Origin of the sequence: Leptospira kobayashii (genome assembly GCF_003114835.2) — a bacterium.
GTDB lineage: Bacteria > Spirochaetota > Leptospiria > Leptospirales > Leptospiraceae > Leptospira_A > Leptospira_A kobayashii.
The window spans coordinates 2011587-2029278 of record NZ_AP025028.1 but is presented as its reverse complement, the minus strand read 5'-3'; the positions used below and the strand labels follow the sequence as shown (position 1 = coordinate 2029278).

The following is a 17692-nucleotide window of genomic DNA, read 5'->3' as shown; positions in this document are numbered from 1 at the left end:
CTCACTGGATTTTTAAGGTAGAAAGGGAAATAATCGCAAGTATGATTCCTACGATCCAAAAACGAATGACTACTTTTTCCTCGGACCATCCTAAAAGTTCGAAATGATGATGTAAAGGAGCCATTTTGAAAATTCGTTTTCCTCTCAATTTGAAAGAACCTACTTGCAACATTACGCTGAGTGCTTCCGCTACAAAAATCCCTCCCAAGATGATCAGTAATATTTCCTTTTTTAGCATAATAGCCGTTAAGCCGAGTGTGGAACCTAAAAACAAAGATCCTGTATCACCCATAAACACTTGTGCCGGATGGCAATTGAACCATAAAAACCCAAGTAAGGCTCCCGATAAACCCGCAAGAAAAATGGAATACTCGTGTGCTCCCGGCAGATAAGGAACATTCAGATAATTGGCGGCCACGGGAGTACCCGAAACGTATGCTAGAAGCGCCATAGTCGCAGTAGCAATAACAACAGTCCCACTTGCGAGCCCGTCCAGACCGTCGGTAAGATTAACCGCATGAGAACTTCCGATGAGTACGATAATCCCGAAAGGAACTGCCATAAAACCCAAAGTAAGAAGCGGTCCTTTTAAAAATGGGATGAACAAATCTGTAATTTCGAAAGGGATTCCCTTACTTTCAACCGTATTCGGTTTTCCTGTGAAGTAATAAAAGGTGGATGTAACTGTTAAGGCGATCAGAACAGTGATGATGAATTTTGTCCTCGCCCTCATTCCTCCTTTGATCTTTTTTACCGATTTCATATAATCGTCTGCGAATCCTAACAGACAAAAGGCGATTGCGGAAAGAAGGAGAAGCCAGATATTCAGATTGGAAAGATTTCCCCAAAGGAGAGTGGATACGCTCAAAGATACGATCATGATGAGTCCACCCATGGTAGGAGTTCCCGATTTGGCAGCATGAGATTCCGGTCCGTCGTTTCGAACGGATTCTTTGAATTTTAAAGACTGCAAAAAATAGATCATCCTTTTCCCGTAAAGGAAGGTGATAAACATGGCAGTGAGTCCCGCCATCATTGCCCGCAACGTAACATAATGAAAGATTCTTAAAAATCCCAAATCATTCCCAAAGGTCTCATAAATCCAATGAAACATATACTCTTTCCTATCGATCCTTTTCCCAATTTTGAAAAGCTTTCTTTACTTCTTCGTGATCATTAAAATCCGTTTTTGTTTTTCCTATAATTTGATAGGTTTCATGGCCTTTGCCGGCAACAACGAGTATCCCGTCTTTTTCCAACATGGAGATCCCGTATTCAATGGCGGATCTTCGGTCTACTATGGTTTCATATCTTCTGAATCCTCGGGAAAATCCGGATTCCACTTCATCCAAAATGAATTTTGGATCTTCCGTTCTGGGATTATCGGATGTTAGTATAACGAAGTCGGAATATTCTTCCGCAATACGGGCCATCATCGGTCTTTTGGTGCGATCCCTATCTCCGCCGCAGCCGAATAAACAAATCAATTGTTTCGGGAGGATTTCTTTGCAGCTCTTTAGGATATTTTCCAAAGCATCAGGAGTATGCGCATAATCGATTACAGCAATACGACTGTTATCTGATGCAGGAATTACCTGAAACCGGCCCGGAACCGTAGGAATAGACTCAATTGCGCGAAGAGTATCTTCCCAGGGAAACCCTAGCTCAAAAGAAATAAATGCAGCTAAGCTAACATTGAATATATTGAAATTTCCGAGTAGATTCGTTTTTACTTTTCGAACTTCGATAAAAGGTACGTCTTTTTCCTTTCTATGAAGTCGGAACTCGCTTCCGGTTAACGAAAGTTTTGTGTGTGAATAATTGAATTCGCCTGCACTTCCCATCAGATAGATGGGAGATTTTAGACCTGCGGCCGTTAGTTTCGCCACCATAAGGTTTCCACCGGGAACGTCCGATGCTACAATTCCGAACTTATTTGCACGGGATGAAGATTCCAAAATTTGAAATAATTTGAATTTACTCTCCAGATAATCTTCCATTGTGGAATGAAAATCAAGATGGTCTTGAGTGAGATTGGTGAATGCAACACCTTGCAATTCGAGACCGGAAGTTCTCCCTAATTTCAATCCATGGGAACTCATTTCGATAAAGACATATTCCACACCCGCATCTACCATCTCCTTTAAGATCAGATTTAAAGAAGAAGAATCAGGTGTAGTGTATCCTGTTTCCAGTATCCGGTCCAAAATCCGGATATGAACGGTTCCGATTAGTCCGCATTTTTTTCCCAGACTTGTTGCTATGTGAAATAAAATAAAAGTTAAGGATGTTTTTCCGTTGGTACCTGTGATTCCGACTAGTTTTAATTTTTTACTCGGGTTTCCGGAAAGTAAAGATGCGATCTTACCGTGCACATCTCCCACATAACCTTCCGCTTCCAAAATATTCGTAAATCCTTCTATTCCGGGAATTTTCAATTGAGAAGAAGAAACTAAAACCGAATGAACTCCCATGTTTTTTGCAGCTTCGATAAACTTCGGATAATTTTCCGTCTGACCTTCCGGCAGAACGAATATATCACTTGGCGAAAGTTTGCGAGTGTCTGCCCAAATGTAATTTATATCAAGAAAAGCGTCCCCTTTTCTAACTTTAATTTCAGGGATTCTTTTTATGATCTCTGCAATTTTCAATGAATCGTATCCTTTATGTTAGGCTCCCTTGGTAATTCGATCGTTATGATCCGATTGCCAAGGCTAATGGGTAAATATTGATATGTTTTACGATACAATGCTTCTATTCTTTCGGCGGAGGTGTAGGAGACAATTCCGATTTTCAACTCATCATTTTTTCGGACCAATTCTTCTTTCTCCGTATTTTTCTGATGAATGAGTCTTTTCAGTCTTGCCGTTTCCAGCCCTTGCCAAACCAGAAAATAAAATAAAAAATAAAAAGGAGCGAGATAGATAACTGGGTACAAAGGAAAAAAGAAGTCTTTATAAGTTCCTTTGATCTTCTGAAAACTGAATGGAAAATGAAATTTCATCCTATAGATTCTATCGGAAGGATTCTTCTTAAACCTCTCAGCTTTGCGGATCTCGAGGCACGATTGGAGCGAATTTCTTCGTCCGTGGGCAAAATAGGTTTTTTGGTTAAAATGGAAAAATCACCCTGATCTTTCAAATCCCGAAACGTCCATTTGACAATCCTGTCTTCGAGAGAATGAAAGGAAATGCATGCCATGACTCCTCCCGGATTTATGAGAGAAGATAAGGAACGAATTCCTTTCTCCGCATGTTCCAGTTCGGCATTTACCTCTATGCGAAGCGCTTGGAAAACCTTTGTAGCGGGATGAGCATCTTTCGGCCAAAGTTTTCTAGGAATGGAGCCCTTCACTAACTCTGCCAGATCCAGATTGGTTTCGAATTTTTTTTTGCGACGAACTTCGATGATATTATTTGCAATTTTTAAAGCCCATCTTTCTTCCCCATAGTCCCAGAATATTTTTTTCAGATCCAGGACACTGCTGGTATTTACAATATCAGCGGCCGTTTTTATGCCCAGCCTGGGTTCCAACCGCATATCCAGAGGTTCTTCCTGTTTGAACGTAAACCCACGTCCGGAATGTAAAAAATGAAACAAAGACACTCCCAAATCCACAAGTACTCCATCTAGGCCGGGGCAACCGATTCCATCCAAAACTTCTCTGTCGATTTCCGAAAAGTTTAGATTGTAGGGAAATACTTGTCTGCCGGAAGGAAGGTTGGCTTTTGCTCTTTCCAACATCACTTCGTCCCGGTCCACAAGGATTAAATGACAATCCGGAAATCGTTCCAGAATCAATCGGGAATGCCCTCCTTCTCCTGCAGTTCCGTCTAAAAACCATTTCGGAGAGGAGGAAGACTCTGTTTGAGAAAGAAGTTGGATGACTTCTTCGGGAAGAACGGGGATATGAGGAGAAAGAGACACGTATGACTTTCTTTCTTAAATACTTTCAAAATCCTTGCAATCTATAAATGAATGAAGAATCATGAAAGTAACGATGGCGCAATTTGAGGAACACTCTCATAGGAAGAATTTATTTAGCGTAAGTAAGCTCAAATATGCAAAAGGAGACAGACCTGCGGTTGATTGCATTTTATGCGGGGTGAGAGACAAAGAGGAAATCGTTCCTAATCTATCCATTGCCAGTACGGAACTTTCCGTAGTTTCCGTTAATTTATATCCTTATAATCCGGGTCACATCATCATTTTTCCCAAAAGGCATATTCTTTCTTACACAGAACTCACGGAAGAAGAAGCTTTGGACATCCATAGACTCACCGTAAAGACCTTAAAAGTTTTGGAAAGGCAATGGAAAGTGCAAGGCTTTAACTTGGGTTATAATTTAGGAAAAAATAGCGGCGGTTCCATCCCTCATATTCATGAGCATATAGTACCAAGATTTCCCAACGAAGCGGGGTTTTTGGATGTATTTGCAAATACAAGGGTGGTTATTTACGAACCGTACGCGATGCTCGAGGAGCTGAAAAAATTTTGGGATATGGAAGTTTGACTTTTTTAAGTCTTTTTTTGATAAACGGTATGTCCTAAAAATTTAAACCGATCGGAAATTCCGAACATGGTTTCCGAATGACCCAGTATCAAAAACCCGAGTGGCTTCAATAATTCTTCAAATTGAGAAAACAATACTTTTTGCGTTTGTTTGTCAAAATAGATCACTACGTTTCTGCAAAAGATCAAATCCATTTTTTCTTTGAAAGGAAACGGATGGTGCAATAAATTGATCTGTTTGAATTCTATTAGATTTTTCAAATGAGGTTTCGCTTCGTAATAAATCTGATCGGCTTTGACATGTTTGTTGAAATGTTTTTGTTTCATTGCCTCACTAACAGGCTCAAGGCGATCGGCCTTGTAAAATCCGTCTTGGGCGGTATTTAACACTTGTGTATCGATATCGGATGCATAGATTTTCAAATTCCAACCCGGCTTATTTGCAAAATATTCATAAACGGTAATGGCAATGGAATAAGGTTCTTCTCCTGTGGATGCGGCGGAACACCAAATACGTAAGGATTTGTTTCCTACTGCTTTGGACTGCTCTTCAAATTCAGGGAAATAAGTATTTTTTAAAAATTCGAAATGATGATTCTCTCTGAAAAAGTCGGTCTTGTTTGTAGTGATCCGATTGATGAGTTCCTGCATCTCTTCACTTGCAAACTTGGGATCTTTTTTCAATTTTAGAACATAGTCTTCATAACTCGCAATATTGAGAGTACGTAACCTTGCATTCAACCTGGATTGGACCATGATCTTTTTGTGAGGGGCTAGAAAAATGCCCGCTTGTTTGTAGACCAGATCTTTGATAAATTCAAATTCAGGGTCGCCTATTGTATTTTAAACTGCTCTAAAATCCAAGGTATCCTCCCATTCATGTCATAGGTTTTCTTTACTCTGACAAGCTGTTTTTTAATATAGAAATGGACTATGAAAATCGGAATTGTAAAACACCTAAATGCCCGCCCTCTTACTTATTTTTTTGAAAACCATCCGGGTTATGAAATTGTTTCCGACAATCCTAGCTTTCTAATAGAAGAACTAAAGGCTGGCAAGCTGGATTGTGCCCTTATTTCCTCCATTGAATGCGAAAGAAACAGTCAAAATCTTTCTTATTCCAAATCAGTGGGAGTTTGTGCCAGAGAAGTTGTACGTTCCATTCTGTACTTTGAAAATAAAAACGAACCGCACCCTCCGAAAGAAATCCGCACCGACAGCGGTTCCCGGTCAAGTGTTGCCCTGCTACAATGTATTTTTCATTTGGTTTACGGTTTTACTCCCAAAGTAATTCCCACGGATGCGAAAGAAATCAATCTTTTAATGGAAAAGAACGAAGAATCCCATTTATTATTTGGAGATCATGCTTTGTTACATAATGCAACGGGAGATTACCAAATCTACGATTTGGCATCCTGGTGGAATCAAATTACGAAAACTAACTTTTGTTTTGCGTTCTGGGCCTATCCCAAATCAAATCCGATAGAGGATTCATTTTTTACAAATGCGCTGGAATACGGACTGGCGCATATAGAAGAAATCATCCAAAATGAAAAAAGGCTTCCTACTGCGATTGTCGATCGGTACTTGCGAAAAGAACTGCATTATTATCCGGACAAGCTCAACTTGGACGGGTTTCGATTGTATATTGATACTTGTAAGAAAATCGGGATACTTTAATTGAATTAATAAAAGCGGATTTTGTAATCCCAGGATTTTGCATCTTGGTTTTCGATCGTATCTTGCAAAGGGAAAGCATAAAGAACATTGCCGAGACCTACGAATCCCCGATTTGAACTGCATTCCGAATCTTTCGGAAAAAGAACTCTGAATTGGATCTTTCCTTCCTTTAGCAGTCTTAAGGTTTCCGTAATGATCTTCTTTTCTCCGACGCTTGCATTCTGCACAATAGTGTCTGTTAGGTTAGGAAATTCTCTTTTGACATTCAGAGACTTCCCTTTTGTTTTGATGCTTAAATTTCCGAGTAAAATCCCATCCAGTAGACTTGGATCTTCGAAATCAATTTTATAGGATACCTTAGCTTTTCTTTTGAAAAATGGGTCCGCATTTTCCGATTTTTCCAATTCACGGAATGTGAAATCCCTAAGTAACAGACTATTATTCGTTTTGGATTTCAACTTGGCTTCGATGGACGCTTTGTCCGAAGGAAGAAATTTTATAAGAGAGTCCATAGACTCTTTCTTCAAAGGAACGATATAAGAAATTTCAACTGTCCCGGAACTGGATTTACGAAATAGAATGGTTTCTTCGTATTCAAAACATCCGAATAAGGAGAGTAAAAATAATGGGATTAAGAAGCGAACCACAACTATGGCTTCCCAGTTTGGGAAGCCAAGGTCAAGGATTATTTGGAAACCGGGTAGGCTTCGTTTCCGTGTTCTAAAATATCCAATCCGACGAGTTCTTCTTCTTCGGAAACTCGTAAGCCAATCGTATATTTGAAAACCAGGAAGATCAGTATGCTAGTTCCGAACGTCCAAGCAAATACAATTCCTATTCCAATCGCTTGAACAATCAGTTGATTCCAGCCCGCTCCGTAAAATAGACCTGTATTGAGGTTGAATAGTCCACAAGCCAAAGTCCCCCAAGCACCACAAATACCGTGAACGGAAACCGCTCCCACCGGATCATCGACTTTGATTTTATCAAAGAACAAAACGCTGAAAACGACGATTATTCCCGCAACGAGACCGATGATCACCGCGCTACCGATCGTGACTCCATCGCAAGGTGCGGTGATTGCCACAAGCCCCGCGAGTCCCCCGTTCAAAGTCAGACCGATGTCCGGTTTTTTAAACATAAGCCAGGTGGTAAACATTGCACCCAAAGCACCTGCAGATCCTGCCATATGAGTCACTACCGCAATCGCCGCAAAACTTCCTCCGTCTACGGAAGTAGTCGAGCCAGGGTTAAATCCGAACCAACCGATCCAAAGAATAAATACTCCGAGTGCCGCCATAGACATGTTATGCCCTAAAATCGGATAGACCCTTCCGTCCGACTGGTATTTTCCAAGTCTCGGCCCGAGAACGATGGCTCCTGCTAGTCCGGCCCAAGCCCCCACACTGTGAACCACAGTGGATCCGGCAAAATCCAGGAAATTAACTCCTTCCTTACCTGCTTCCGCACCGAAATTGATTGTCTCTAAAAATCCGGGATTTCCAAAAAGTCCACCCCACATCATCGATCCTGAAATCGGATAAATAAAACCTGTAATGATAAAAGAGAAAAGAATATAAACCGGAAATTTGGTTCTTTCCGCTAAAGCCCCCGATACAATCGTTGCAGCAGTAGCTGCGAATGCCATTTGGAAAACAAAGAAAGTATATTTGGAAGGATCGAAACTACCGTCTCCGGCGCTTAACAAACTATCTGCGATCGCAGGAGTTCCTAAAACGAAACTATCCCATATTTTGGGTCCGAACAGAAGGGAAAATCCGATCAGCCAAAAAGCCATCGCTCCGACTGTCATATCCGAAAAGTTTTTCATAAGGATGTTCACTGTGTTCTTGGCACGAGTGAATCCTGCCTCTACATAAGCAAAACCGGCTTGCATAAAGAAGACCAAAAAGCCTGCGATGCAAGTCCATAACCAGTTTGTTTCATCTCTTAAAGTGGAAAGGCCCGCTTTCAGGCTGGCGAGCTCATCCGCGGTTGATACGGTTGTTTTTTCTTCTGCCGATGTTGGCACAGCTTCCGAAGAAACGGAAGACACAAGCACGATCGTTAAAAACAGAAGAATCAGTGTTTTTGAGATTCTTATCTTTGTCATTGTTATTCCTTTTACCTAACTGGCCTTTTGGGCAATTCCCTCTAACTTCACAAGAGAAGCTTTGAGTTCCGTATTTTGCGGTGTGTTTTTCACACCCTGTTGTAAAACTTTAATCGCCTTCGGTTTCGCATTTTCTTTTAGATAGCATTGTGCAAGTAGAATGCTTGCTTTTGCAAAGGAGTGATCGGAAGAAAGTGCCATTTTCAAAGCTCTTTTGGCTTCCGAGATTTTGCCTGCTTTATAATAGGCTCGCCCCATCATAAAATGGGATGCAGCTGTAGTGTCCCCTGATGTTTTCAAATATTCTTCCAAATAGCGGATTGATTCCAAGTAATGTCCGTCACGATAATTGATCTTACCCAAGAACATCAAAGTTTCCTTCAAAGAAGGTTCAATCGAAAACGCTTTGGAAGCGAGTGCGTAAGCATCTTCCGATTTCAATTTTGCATTTGCCTGTTTCGCCATATGAATGTAATGCGAAGCTTCGGGGAGCGCGTCGTTGCAATGGAGAAATAAATACGAAAGATCGTCTCCGATCGGAGCCGCACCTTGGTATTCTTTAAAACGGCTTAAGAATTTCAAGGATAAGGTTTTCAAATCGAATTTACCCTTTCCTTCAATAAGTAACTTTTCCCTTTCGTCATGCAACCAACTTAACAAACGTTCCACGCCTGCTTCTTCCTTTTCAGGGTTTCTTTGTTCGCTGAATCCGTCCGATATCAATAACAAAAAATCACCTGGTTCCAAACGTCCTTGTTTTTCCTCGTAATCAAGCTTGTTTACCGGAAGAATCCCCAAAGGAACTCCTTTTGTATCGTACTGTTCGAAAATATCGTCCGCCGCTTTGTAATGAAGCATTCTTTGGTGGCCTGCATTTACATAACCAAAACTATAATCACTGAAAATCCTGACTAAAAATGCTGTGAAATAAGTCGATTCGGGCAATTGTCCTCTGAGGTTTTCGCCTAACTCTTCCATGATTTCAGTGAGTCCCAGCCCCGCAAGAACGGATCTTCTGAACTGGTGATGGATCGCCATGGTTACAAGTGCTGCCGGAATTCCATGACCGGATACATCGATGTTCATTGCGGTTAAGGAATGGCCTTGTCTTACAATGTCCACCAAATCCCCGCTCACTTCCGCCATAGGTTCGTAATGGGTAGCAAAATCCACGCCGTTCCAAGGGCTTAAATCCTGAGGTAAAATCTGACTTTGTACATTTCTCCCCATCTTCAAATCCCATTCGAGCTGGGTGAGAATGGCCGCCTCGCGTGCGCGTGCAGTGACTAACCCTTCAATCAACCTAACGCTCGATAGAGCAAGCGCCAATTGAGAAGTCAATGCTTCCAAAATTTCCAAATCGTCCTGGATATAAAAGTTTTCCCGATTGCTTTCTACGGCAAGGCAGCCCAAAGACTCTTCCTTTTGCATAATGGGAACACACATTACCGAACGTGTTTTTTCTCCTTCGTCGATAAAATCGGGAGAACGGGTCAGGTCGTTTACCAGAATGGGGTTTCCGGATTGAAATACCGTCCCGGAATAACCTTCTCCCGATTTCAAATTTCTTCTGGGAGGTTCGGTTTCGACTACAAACTTAACAGGAACTAAAAATTCTCCATCCCATAACCGGAGTGTGGTATTATCAGATTCAAAAATCTCCTGACAAATGGAAATGACTTTGGAAAAAAGTTGATCTTCTTTGTCTGAATTGGCAAATTCTTTGGAGATATAGAGAAGGATGGAAATTTTATCTTTATCAGTTAATCCTCCGACGACCTTGTTTTGTCCTCGGAAGTTGACTAGCATACGTTTAGATACTTTAAAATCAACCATAGGTGGTACCTTTATCTACTTTGATGCAAAAATCGTACCGACTAAGCAACTAGTTGAGAAAAGCCAATTTCTCACATATTTTTCTACAAACTGCCCAAATAATTGACAGTCGAAATAGTTCGATCCCAAAAAACAGACAACATGCTTAAATAATAGGCTATCTTATGTCTTCTTGTTTTTCCTGTTCCGTTTCCCAGGCATAGGTAAATTGAAAACCCACCTTTGTTTCTCTTGCATAGGGAGAAATCATCCCGGTAAGTCCAGTTTGTTGCAGATAAACCCCACCCCAAAATCCATTTCCGATTACAGAAGGTAAAATCTCACCCGAAGCACCGATGGATGCACCTAGAGATTTATACAAAACTCCTTCCTCAGAAGGATAAGCTATGGATGTAATTCCTGTTAGTAGGCTGAGTTTGGGAAAGGGGAGATAACCGATTCCTAAACTTCCCGTATAAGAATCCCGTAATAAAAAAGGAGGCTTTTCTTCGATCCCGTTTTGGGAAAACATCGCCCTTTCCCAAAAGGTCCGAACCAATTCTCCATAGAGAAAAAATTCCGAATTGATTTGGTACTGAGCGCCTACGGACATTCTTTCCGGTAATCTTTCCTTTAGTTTTTCCGAGCCGAGGTAATTTTCAAAACGATACAGTCCCGGAGATTCCGCAATCCAACCGAAATTCCATTTTCCGAGGATGAGTCCTACGCTTGCGGAAAGATTCCAGGAGTAAGAACTGTAACCTCCCGGGCGATTGGACATGGTCGGTCCCAGATTCACTCCCAAATAAAGATATTCCGTAAGTTCATAACTGACGATTCCGCTCAGTGCGTAATTTTCCATCCGGTTGTCCGCTTCAAAGAAACGATTGTAGATAGGTTTGAATCGAATTCCCACACCCCATTTTTCTCCCAAACGATAAAATCCTCCTCCTCCTAAAAGAAAAGAAGATGAAGAACCTCTACTTTGGGAAGTTCCCAGGTTTGCATCTACGGAATTTGTTTTTGAATTCATTAAAAAAGAAGTATTGCCATACAAATTGGACATTTGGTGGCGAAGCCCCGCTCCTATCGAAAATAAACCGGCGTTATATGCCGAAGATTCGCTGGATGTATAACCTGAAAATTGAGCGAACAAGGAAAAACGAGAAAACCCAGATAAGATCAAAAATAAAAAAAGAAACAAACTGATTTTTTTTGAAGCGGTGAAAATCATTTTACCGTCATCAAACCGACTATTTCATGGAAAGAAAAGGGATTATTTTTCCGATGCCAGCACCAATGTTCAAACAGTTCCGCTCTCCACAAGGTTGGTATTCCCTGCTTTATCCCGCAGATTGGGAATTTATGGTGGTGGAAGAAATCCCTGCCTTCTTTCGGGAAGACGGATCGGGAGCTCTTCAGTTTTATGCATTCGAATCGAAACAGGATCGTTTTGATGCAAGTGAGGAACTTACCAATTATCTTAAAATTCATGAAATAGATTATGATGAGGATAAAGTAGCCCATTTCGAAAATAACGAAGGTTCTTCCATCCGTGCATGCGAATTTCAAAAAGAAGATCGAGTATGGCTCGTTTATCTCATTGCAAATGACAAAAGAATGTTACTTGCCACATACAATTCGGATGAAGCCGTAGAGGACGAATTATTTCAAAATCTTTCGGATATCATTAGCTCCGTTCGTTTTCTATAATTTTTTTACTTTACAACCCCTTTTCTTTCGGAGATTCTTTTCCAGATTTTCTAACCAATATCTAGGGAGTTTTTCATGAAAAAAATAATTTACGCAGTGGGTGGACTCTTGGGTTTACTGATTGTGGTTTTAGTATTAGCTCTTGTTTTTGCGGGAAGTTTTTTAACCAACGAATTTTTAGTAAAACAAATCGAATCTGCGATCAGCGTCCGTGCCAATGTTGATAAGGTGAATATCAATCTTTTCAGTGCACTTTCAAGTATAGAAGTGGAAGGAATCCAGCTTGCCTATAGAGACGAAGTGGCAAACAAAGGAACACCTCTTTCCGAAAGAAAATCCATCTCTTCTCCGGTTCTCTCCATCAAAAAAGCCGACATCAAATTATCTCTACTTGGTATCTTATTAAAAAAATTCGAACTGAAAAAACTTGTGATAGTGGAACCTAAAGTTTCCATCATCATGTTTGAAAACGGTAGCAACAATCTGCAACCTCTCTTCAAAGCACCGGCCATAGTGAACGGAGAACCGAATCCCGCATTGACACCGGAAGCGATTGCGGAACGAAAAAGAGAAGAAGCCGAGGCAAAAGCGGAAGCGGATAAAGAACCTTCCAAACCTTTTTCGGCAAAAGATATTCCTGTTGCCATCAAGATGGGATTAGTCGGTGTTCAGAACGGAGATATTCAAATTACGATGAAAAAAACAGGACAAGTGATCCTGTTAAAAGCACTCGATTTTGAATTGAAAAACATCGATATTGACGGAAGCGATTTAAAAGATCATAACCATGTGGGCGTAAATTTCGATACGGAGGCTTCGATCTTAGGCAGAACGAAAAAGGAAGCTGCAAAATTCATTTTGGAAACCGAAGGAGATGTAACTCCGTTCATTGAAAAATCCGGATTAGTGAATCCTAAAGTTGACTATGAAGTTACTATGGAAAGCGGATCTTTTCTTTCCGGATTTGCCGCGTTCGATGCCATCTCCGGAAATTTACCGCTTCTCAGCCAAGCAGGTTTGAAACTGGATAAACTTACTGAAAAAGCGGAGCTTAAAAAGGATGTGAGTTTTAAAGTTTCGTATAGCAATGGAAAGGTGACTTTCCTGGATGAACCTACTTTCCCTACGAAAAATTACGATTTGCAGATCAACAAAGGATCGTATTTGGTCATCACAAATAATACTCATGAAATGAAGATGGGTGTTTTGTATGATGAAGATGAATCCAAAAAATCAATCGCAGGGGTAGATGAAAAAATCGCTGCTGCTACCAAAGGACAGGGAAATCCGAAAGAACTTAGAAATAAGCTATTGGGAAATGTAATCAAAGGTGATCGAATCAATATTCCGTTTAAAACTTACGGAGACATTCGCAATCCGAACGTTTCCTTAGGAGTTGAGATCGGATCATTGACAAGTCTCGTCGGTGGGGCTGTTAAAGATTTAATCAAAGGGAAAGCAAGCGATGCTTTAAAATCAGTTCCGGGAGCAGGAGACGCTTTAAAAAAGTTCGGTTTTTAATGTAACTTGTAATATCTGATACAGATAAGGGTTGGGATTTCCCTAACTCTTATCTGTTCCTTTCCTCAATCCCTTTCTTTATTTAGCCAAAGAACAAACACAAAAAACATACAGACAGACACAAATATGTCGACCGACTAATACCAGATATTTGGCCGTTCGGGTTATGATTGACACGATCTGATTTTAAATAGGTATAGGTTGGATCGGGAAAATGTATGTTTCCTTTTTAAAAAGACATATAGATCAAAGACAAGCTAGAGATAAGAAAGAATGAAAAAAGTAATACTACTGACAGGTGCCGGCGGAGGGATAGGAATTACCACTGCGAAAGAACTTCAAAGGGAAGGTCATCTTCTTTGTCTGACCGATTTACCAAAAAGTTTGGATTCACTGAAAAAGAATCATCCCGAATTGGTAAAAGAAACGGATCTTTTTCCATGTGATATACGGGACTTGAAACAAATCAAAAAAACCATAAAAAATATTGTTAGTAAATACGGAAAAATTGATATTCTCATCAACAATGCCGGTGTTATGCGACCTGAAGGTTTTGTCGAAACGAGTTATGACGAAATAGAAGAACAAATCCAAGTCAATTTATTCGGAACAATCTATTTCACAAAGGAATGTATCTCTTTCCTTAAAATATCCAAAGGGAAAATCATTATCATTTCTTCCTTGGCAGGTGTTGTCCCCGCTCCCAATCATTCCATTTATTCCGCTACCAAATTTGCTCTTAGAAGTCTTTCGTTATCACTCGGTTTGGAACTAAAATCTTACGGAATCGGAGTTGTCTCCATTCTTCCCGGTACAATTGATTCACCGATGACCAATTATATGGCGGGAAGAAATAGCTCGCCAATGGCATATCTGAATCCGCCTATATCCCCTACTTATGTAAGTCGTGCGATCCGAAAGGCAATCGACTCAGAAGCTCCGGAGATATATGTTCCTTATTCGCAAGGATTAATGGCAAGAATCGGTTTGTTTTTTCCGTCACTACTTTCAAAAATTTATCCCATAATGGCTAAGAAGGGAATTTCCAATCTAAAAAAATGGAGTGAAGAAGGTGTTTTTAAGTGACTATAATTGAGTTTTCATTTCTGAAATTCGTTTCAATTCCGAATTCATCGCATTGTGAACAGAACGTATCTTGGATTGAATGTATTTGTGTAACAGATTCGGCATCCATCCGGAGAGAACTGCTTTATGGGTAAAAGTTACTTGGTTTCGGCTGTTATTGGAAAATTGAAATCTATGATCACCATAAAATACAAATTTAGTGAAGCCGCCCTTCCAACTGATCTCTTCGTAAGGAATGTACGCATAAATGTTTACCAAAGTTGGAAGATAAACATGCTTAAAAAAATAATCGAAAATAAATACCTTTCGGTTCAATTCGACTTTGCCAAGAACCAGTTTGATAAACGGATTCCATTTAGGAAACTCCCTAAAGTCAGTAAAATCATTCCACACTAATTCCATTGGAGCGTTTATTTCTATGGAAGTTATTATTTCTTGCTCTTTCACTTTGGTTACTCTAAAATAAGTCGGATTAGGTTAATATTAAGAAAAACATGAAGAAGTTGCAATTATTATCCACAAATGCTTTTATTTTCTTTAGCTTTTTTACTACCTTACTGTCCCAGCCGATACAAACTAACAACCGCGAGGGGAGCTCTTTTGTAGGGAAATATGTCCATTATTTGGAAGATCCCGAATCGAAATTGGATTTTGCCGCAATTTCTTCCGAAGAAAAAAAATCTTCGTTTCTAAAATCCGAATCCGATACGATCAATTTCGGACAAACTAACTATAGTTATTGGCTGAAGATGGATTTTAAGAACGAAACCGATGAAAAAACAAGGCAAATCCTTGAAATCGATTACAGCAATATTGATGAAGTCGAATTTTATCAACCGCTTCTGAAAAACTCCGAAATTGTTTACGAAGTCCAAAAGACGGGAATGAAATTTCCATTTTCGTCCAGAAAATGGATCAATCGGAATTTCATATATTTGATCGAGTTGTTGCCCGGAGAAAACAAAACTATTTTTTTTCGCACCCGGACAAGTGGCGGACTGATACTTCCCTTGGTTCTGTGGAACGATATCAGTTTCATGTTGCATGATTCCAATGTACAACAAGGTTTGGGTTTTTATTACGGCCTAATGGTTGTAATGTTATTGTACAACCTTTTCATTTACCTCTCAGTGAGAGATATCAGTTATTTTTACTATATAGGATACATATTCGGACTTCTTGGAATACAATTGGTTCTGACCGGACATGGATTCCAATATTTATGGTCCGATTTTCCCTGGATGCAGAGAAATTTTTATGTTGTCTTTTCGGGAATTTGCCTTGTTTCTTCGCTTCTTTTTGCAAGATCATTTCTCAATATCAAGGAACATTCCCCATTACTCAATAAGATTATCGGTGTTTTGGTATTTTTGAATATACTGGTTTTCTTTAGTGTTTACTTTTTGCCGCCGGAATCCACCGTTAAGATCGCATTGATTGTCACGGTTCCGAGCGCAATCATTCCTTTTTTCGCGGGGATTGTTAGTTTTATGAAAAATTACAAACCTGCCAGATATTATCTTTTGGCTTTTTCCGCATTGATACTGAGCGGATTACTTGCAGTCTCCAAGTTTTTGAATGTACTTGGTTCCAACTTTTTCACTGATTACGGATTGTACATAGGTTCGGGAATGGAGGTTGTGCTGCTTTCCCTCGCTTTGGCATCCAGAATTAATATCATAAAAAAAGAGAAAGAAGAAGCCCAGGCAAAAACCTTGGAAATGCAAAAGATACTTACCGAATCTTACGCGCGTTTTGTGCCGAGAGATTTTTTAGCGAACCTTGGAAAGGAATCCATTCTGGATGTAAGATTGGGAGATCAAATCCAAAAAGATATGGCCGTTTTATTCAGCGATATTCGTTCCTTTACAACTTTGTCGGAAAAAATGTCGCCGGCGGAAAATTTTAATTTTATCAATTCCTATTTGGGAAGAATGAGTCCTATCATTCAAAAGCACAACGGGTTTATCGACAAATTCATCGGAGACGCGATCATGGCTCTTTTCGATAAACAGGTTTTGGATGCAGTGGCGGCCGGAGTTGAAATGCAGCTTTATCTGAAAGAATACAATGCATTTCGCGCAAGAAGAACATATGACCCGATTCAAATCGGAATAGGAATTCATTCCGGTTCGCTTATGTTAGGAACGATCGGTGCGGAAGAACGTTTGGAAGGTACGGTTATTTCCGATACCGTCAACCTGGCTTCCCGAATCGAAAACCTAACAAAAGTATACGGTGCAAGAATTGCAGTTAGCGAAAGTGCGATCGTCGAAATCAAAAATAATCAGTTTAGTTTTCGATTTTTAGATAGAGTGAAAGTAAAAGGAAAACAAAAGCCGGTTTCCATTTATGAAATATTGGACGGAGACGAAGAACAGCAACGTGATTTGAAAAACAAAACCAAATCGGATTATGAAAGCGGTGTAAAATCCTTTCATACCAGAGAGTTTTCCGAATCCAAATCTTATTTTGATAAAGTAATCAAAGAAAATCCGAATGATAAGTCCACCCAATTGTATTTAAAACGGCTTTATACTGTTGCCAATCCGGTTACAATCAATAAGGATTCAGATTCTATTTTTCCTCCCGACGAAACGACTCACCCGAATGAATGAGTAAAAAACACTTGTCAAACTTGCGATATCGTTATCATATATCGTTATGAGGACAATTTTAGAAATTCCCGAAGAAAAGATCGAGATTTTGGATGAAATTTCGAAGGAAGAGAATGTATCCCGTGCCGAATTGATCAGAAAGGCGATCGATCACTATCTTTTGGATTTTCCCAGAACCAGGAGAGAGGCGAGTTTCGGTATTTGGAAGTCTCAAAAACAGGATTCCCTTCAGTATGAAAAGTCAATTCGGGATGAGTGGACTTCTTGAAGGCTGTTTTCGATACAAATATACTAATTGATTACCTATCCGGATACAAAGAAGCTAAGGAAGAAATTTCTAAATACGAAGAACCGATGATCAGTATCATCAGTTGGATGGAGGTTCTTGCCGGTGCGAAAGCGGAAGAAGAGCCTATCATCCGGAGTTTTTTGTCTAGTTTTCAGATCATTCAACTAACAAAAGAAATCGCTGAGGAAGGAATTCGATTGCGAAAAAAATATAAATCGAAACTTCCCGATTCTATTATTTGGGCCAGTGCATCACAGAATGGCTGGACACTCATCACAAGAAACACCAAAGACTTTTCCTCTTCCTATCCTGGAATTATCATTCCCTATAAGATCTGAGTAAAGT

At 40.0% G+C, this 17692-nt stretch carries 18 protein-coding genes; 8 read left to right on the top strand and 10 right to left on the bottom strand.

The annotated features are described in order from the left end of the window. Position 1 precedes the first annotated feature (1 nt). Genes mraY through rsmH form a run of 4 tightly spaced genes read right to left on the bottom strand, consistent with a single transcriptional unit; the run spans position 2 to position 3927 of the window. Positions 2-1114 (bottom strand): phospho-N-acetylmuramoyl-pentapeptide-transferase, encoded by a 1113-nt coding sequence (gene mraY, locus DI077_RS08885; protein WP_109019792.1) that lies wholly within the window; start codon positions 1112-1114, stop codon positions 2-4. Between the two features lie 10 nt (positions 1115-1124). Further along, positions 1125-2651, bottom strand: coding sequence for a UDP-N-acetylmuramoyl-L-alanyl-D-glutamate--2,6-diaminopimelate ligase (locus DI077_RS08880; RefSeq protein ID WP_109019791.1), 1527 nt, complete (start codon positions 2649-2651; stop codon positions 1125-1127). Next, a complete protein-coding gene (locus DI077_RS08875; protein WP_109019790.1) occupies positions 2648-3004 on the bottom strand; it encodes a hypothetical protein in 357 nt (118 codons plus the stop codon). Before DI077_RS08875 ends, DI077_RS08880 begins: the two co-directional genes overlap by 4 nt. Then, complete coding sequence (rsmH, locus tag DI077_RS08870; RefSeq protein WP_109019789.1) at positions 3001-3927, bottom strand: 16S rRNA (cytosine(1402)-N(4))-methyltransferase RsmH; 927 nt, start codon at positions 3925-3927, stop codon at positions 3001-3003. Before rsmH ends, DI077_RS08875 begins: the two co-directional genes overlap by 4 nt. Positions 3928-4000: 73 nt before the next feature. Here rsmH and DI077_RS08865 point away from each other — a divergent pair, with 73 nt between their 5' ends. Further along, entirely contained in the window at positions 4001-4513 is a 513-nt protein-coding gene (locus DI077_RS08865) for an HIT family protein (protein WP_109019788.1), read from the top strand. A gap of 5 nt (positions 4514-4518) precedes the next feature. Here the strand turns inward: DI077_RS08865 and DI077_RS08860 are convergent, their stop codons facing one another. Next, a complete protein-coding gene (locus DI077_RS08860; RefSeq protein WP_242935436.1) occupies positions 4519-5349 on the bottom strand; it encodes a CheR family methyltransferase in 831 nt (276 codons plus the stop codon). Positions 5350-5445: 96 nt separating this feature from the next. Here DI077_RS08860 and DI077_RS08855 point away from each other — a divergent pair, with 96 nt between their 5' ends. Further along, positions 5446-6192: a menaquinone biosynthetic enzyme MqnA/MqnD family protein gene (locus tag DI077_RS08855; RefSeq protein WP_109019787.1), complete on the top strand. Its 747-nt coding sequence runs from the start codon at positions 5446-5448 to the stop codon at positions 6190-6192. A gap of 5 nt (positions 6193-6197) precedes the next feature. On the opposite strand, the gene DI077_RS08850 is transcribed toward DI077_RS08855, so the two are convergent. The 4 genes from DI077_RS08850 to DI077_RS08835 form a co-directional block, all read right to left on the bottom strand. Further along, a complete protein-coding gene (locus tag DI077_RS08850; protein WP_242935136.1) occupies positions 6198-6839 on the bottom strand; it encodes an LIC11874 family lipoprotein in 642 nt (213 codons plus the stop codon). A gap of 38 nt (positions 6840-6877) precedes the next feature. Further along, on the bottom strand, positions 6878-8305 hold the full coding sequence (locus DI077_RS08845) for an ammonium transporter (protein ID WP_109019786.1): 1428 nt from the start codon (positions 8303-8305) through the stop codon (positions 6878-6880). Positions 8306-8320: 15 nt separating this feature from the next. Further along, positions 8321-10141 (bottom strand): SpoIIE family protein phosphatase, encoded by a 1821-nt coding sequence (locus DI077_RS08840; RefSeq protein WP_109019785.1) that lies wholly within the window; start codon positions 10139-10141, stop codon positions 8321-8323. 157 nt (positions 10142-10298) lie between these two features. Beyond that, positions 10299-11354, bottom strand: a complete 1056-nt coding sequence (locus DI077_RS08835; RefSeq protein WP_109019784.1) for a hypothetical protein — start codon at positions 11352-11354, stop codon at positions 10299-10301. Positions 11355-11407: 53 nt separating this feature from the next. Between DI077_RS08835 and DI077_RS08830 the strand changes: the two genes are divergently transcribed. The 3 genes from DI077_RS08830 (at position 11408) to DI077_RS08820 (ending at position 14440) form a co-directional block, all read left to right on the top strand. Further along, complete coding sequence (locus DI077_RS08830) at positions 11408-11833, top strand: hypothetical protein (protein WP_109019980.1); 426 nt, start codon at positions 11408-11410, stop codon at positions 11831-11833. A gap of 75 nt (positions 11834-11908) precedes the next feature. Next, positions 11909-13354 (top strand): AsmA domain protein, encoded by a 1446-nt coding sequence (locus DI077_RS08825; protein ID WP_109019783.1) that lies wholly within the window; start codon positions 11909-11911, stop codon positions 13352-13354. A 273-nt stretch (positions 13355-13627) separates the two neighbouring features. Further along, positions 13628-14440 (top strand): SDR family NAD(P)-dependent oxidoreductase, encoded by an 813-nt coding sequence (locus tag DI077_RS08820; protein WP_109019782.1) that lies wholly within the window; start codon positions 13628-13630, stop codon positions 14438-14440. Here the strand turns inward: DI077_RS08820 and DI077_RS08815 are convergent, their stop codons facing one another. After that, the gene (locus tag DI077_RS08815) at positions 14441-14842 is read right to left on the bottom strand and encodes an SRPBCC family protein (RefSeq protein ID WP_109019781.1); all 402 of its coding nucleotides are present in this window, start codon (positions 14840-14842) and stop codon (positions 14441-14443) included. A gap of 92 nt (positions 14843-14934) precedes the next feature. Here DI077_RS08815 and DI077_RS08810 point away from each other — a divergent pair, with 92 nt between their 5' ends. From DI077_RS08810 to DI077_RS08800, 3 genes are read left to right on the top strand one after another with little or no spacing between them, the layout of a single operon-like run. Further along, a complete protein-coding gene (locus DI077_RS08810; RefSeq protein ID WP_109019780.1) occupies positions 14935-17058 on the top strand; it encodes a 7TM diverse intracellular signaling domain-containing protein in 2124 nt (707 codons plus the stop codon). A 46-nt stretch (positions 17059-17104) separates the two neighbouring features. Continuing rightward, positions 17105-17326, top strand: a complete 222-nt coding sequence (locus DI077_RS08805; RefSeq protein ID WP_109019779.1) for a ribbon-helix-helix protein, CopG family — start codon at positions 17105-17107, stop codon at positions 17324-17326. Next, positions 17323-17685, top strand: a complete 363-nt coding sequence (locus tag DI077_RS08800) for a type II toxin-antitoxin system VapC family toxin (RefSeq protein ID WP_109019778.1) — start codon at positions 17323-17325, stop codon at positions 17683-17685. Before DI077_RS08805 ends, DI077_RS08800 begins: the two co-directional genes overlap by 4 nt. The last annotated feature ends 7 nt before the right edge of the window (positions 17686-17692 follow it).

Excerpts from the sequence above, each read along its gene's own strand:
- DI077_RS08875 (WP_109019790.1), bottom strand. The coding sequence starts at position 3,004 with ATGAAATTTCATTTTCCATTCAGTTTTCAGAAGATCAAAGGAACTTAT.
- DI077_RS08835 (WP_109019784.1), bottom strand. The coding sequence starts at position 11,354 with ATGATTTTCACCGCTTCAAAAAAAATCAGTTTGTTTCTTTTTTTATTT.
- DI077_RS08845 (WP_109019786.1), bottom strand. The coding sequence starts at position 8,305 with ATGACAAAGATAAGAATCTCAAAAACACTGATTCTTCTGTTTTTAACG.
- DI077_RS08865 (WP_109019788.1), top strand. The coding sequence starts at position 4,001 with ATGGCGCAATTTGAGGAACACTCTCATAGGAAGAATTTATTTAGCGTA.
- DI077_RS08830 (WP_109019980.1), top strand. The coding sequence starts at position 11,408 with ATGCCAGCACCAATGTTCAAACAGTTCCGCTCTCCACAAGGTTGGTAT.
- DI077_RS08825 (WP_109019783.1), top strand. The coding sequence starts at position 11,909 with ATGAAAAAAATAATTTACGCAGTGGGTGGACTCTTGGGTTTACTGATT.
- DI077_RS08820 (WP_109019782.1), top strand. The coding sequence starts at position 13,628 with ATGAAAAAAGTAATACTACTGACAGGTGCCGGCGGAGGGATAGGAATT.
- DI077_RS08810 (WP_109019780.1), top strand. The coding sequence starts at position 14,935 with ATGAAGAAGTTGCAATTATTATCCACAAATGCTTTTATTTTCTTTAGC.
- DI077_RS08815 (WP_109019781.1), bottom strand. The coding sequence starts at position 14,842 with ATGGAATTAGTGTGGAATGATTTTACTGACTTTAGGGAGTTTCCTAAA.
- mraY (WP_109019792.1), bottom strand. The coding sequence starts at position 1,114 with ATGTTTCATTGGATTTATGAGACCTTTGGGAATGATTTGGGATTTTTA.
- DI077_RS08840 (WP_109019785.1), bottom strand. The coding sequence starts at position 10,141 with ATGGTTGATTTTAAAGTATCTAAACGTATGCTAGTCAACTTCCGAGGA.
- DI077_RS08855 (WP_109019787.1), top strand. The coding sequence starts at position 5,446 with ATGAAAATCGGAATTGTAAAACACCTAAATGCCCGCCCTCTTACTTAT.
- DI077_RS08805 (WP_109019779.1), top strand. The coding sequence starts at position 17,105 with ATGAGGACAATTTTAGAAATTCCCGAAGAAAAGATCGAGATTTTGGAT.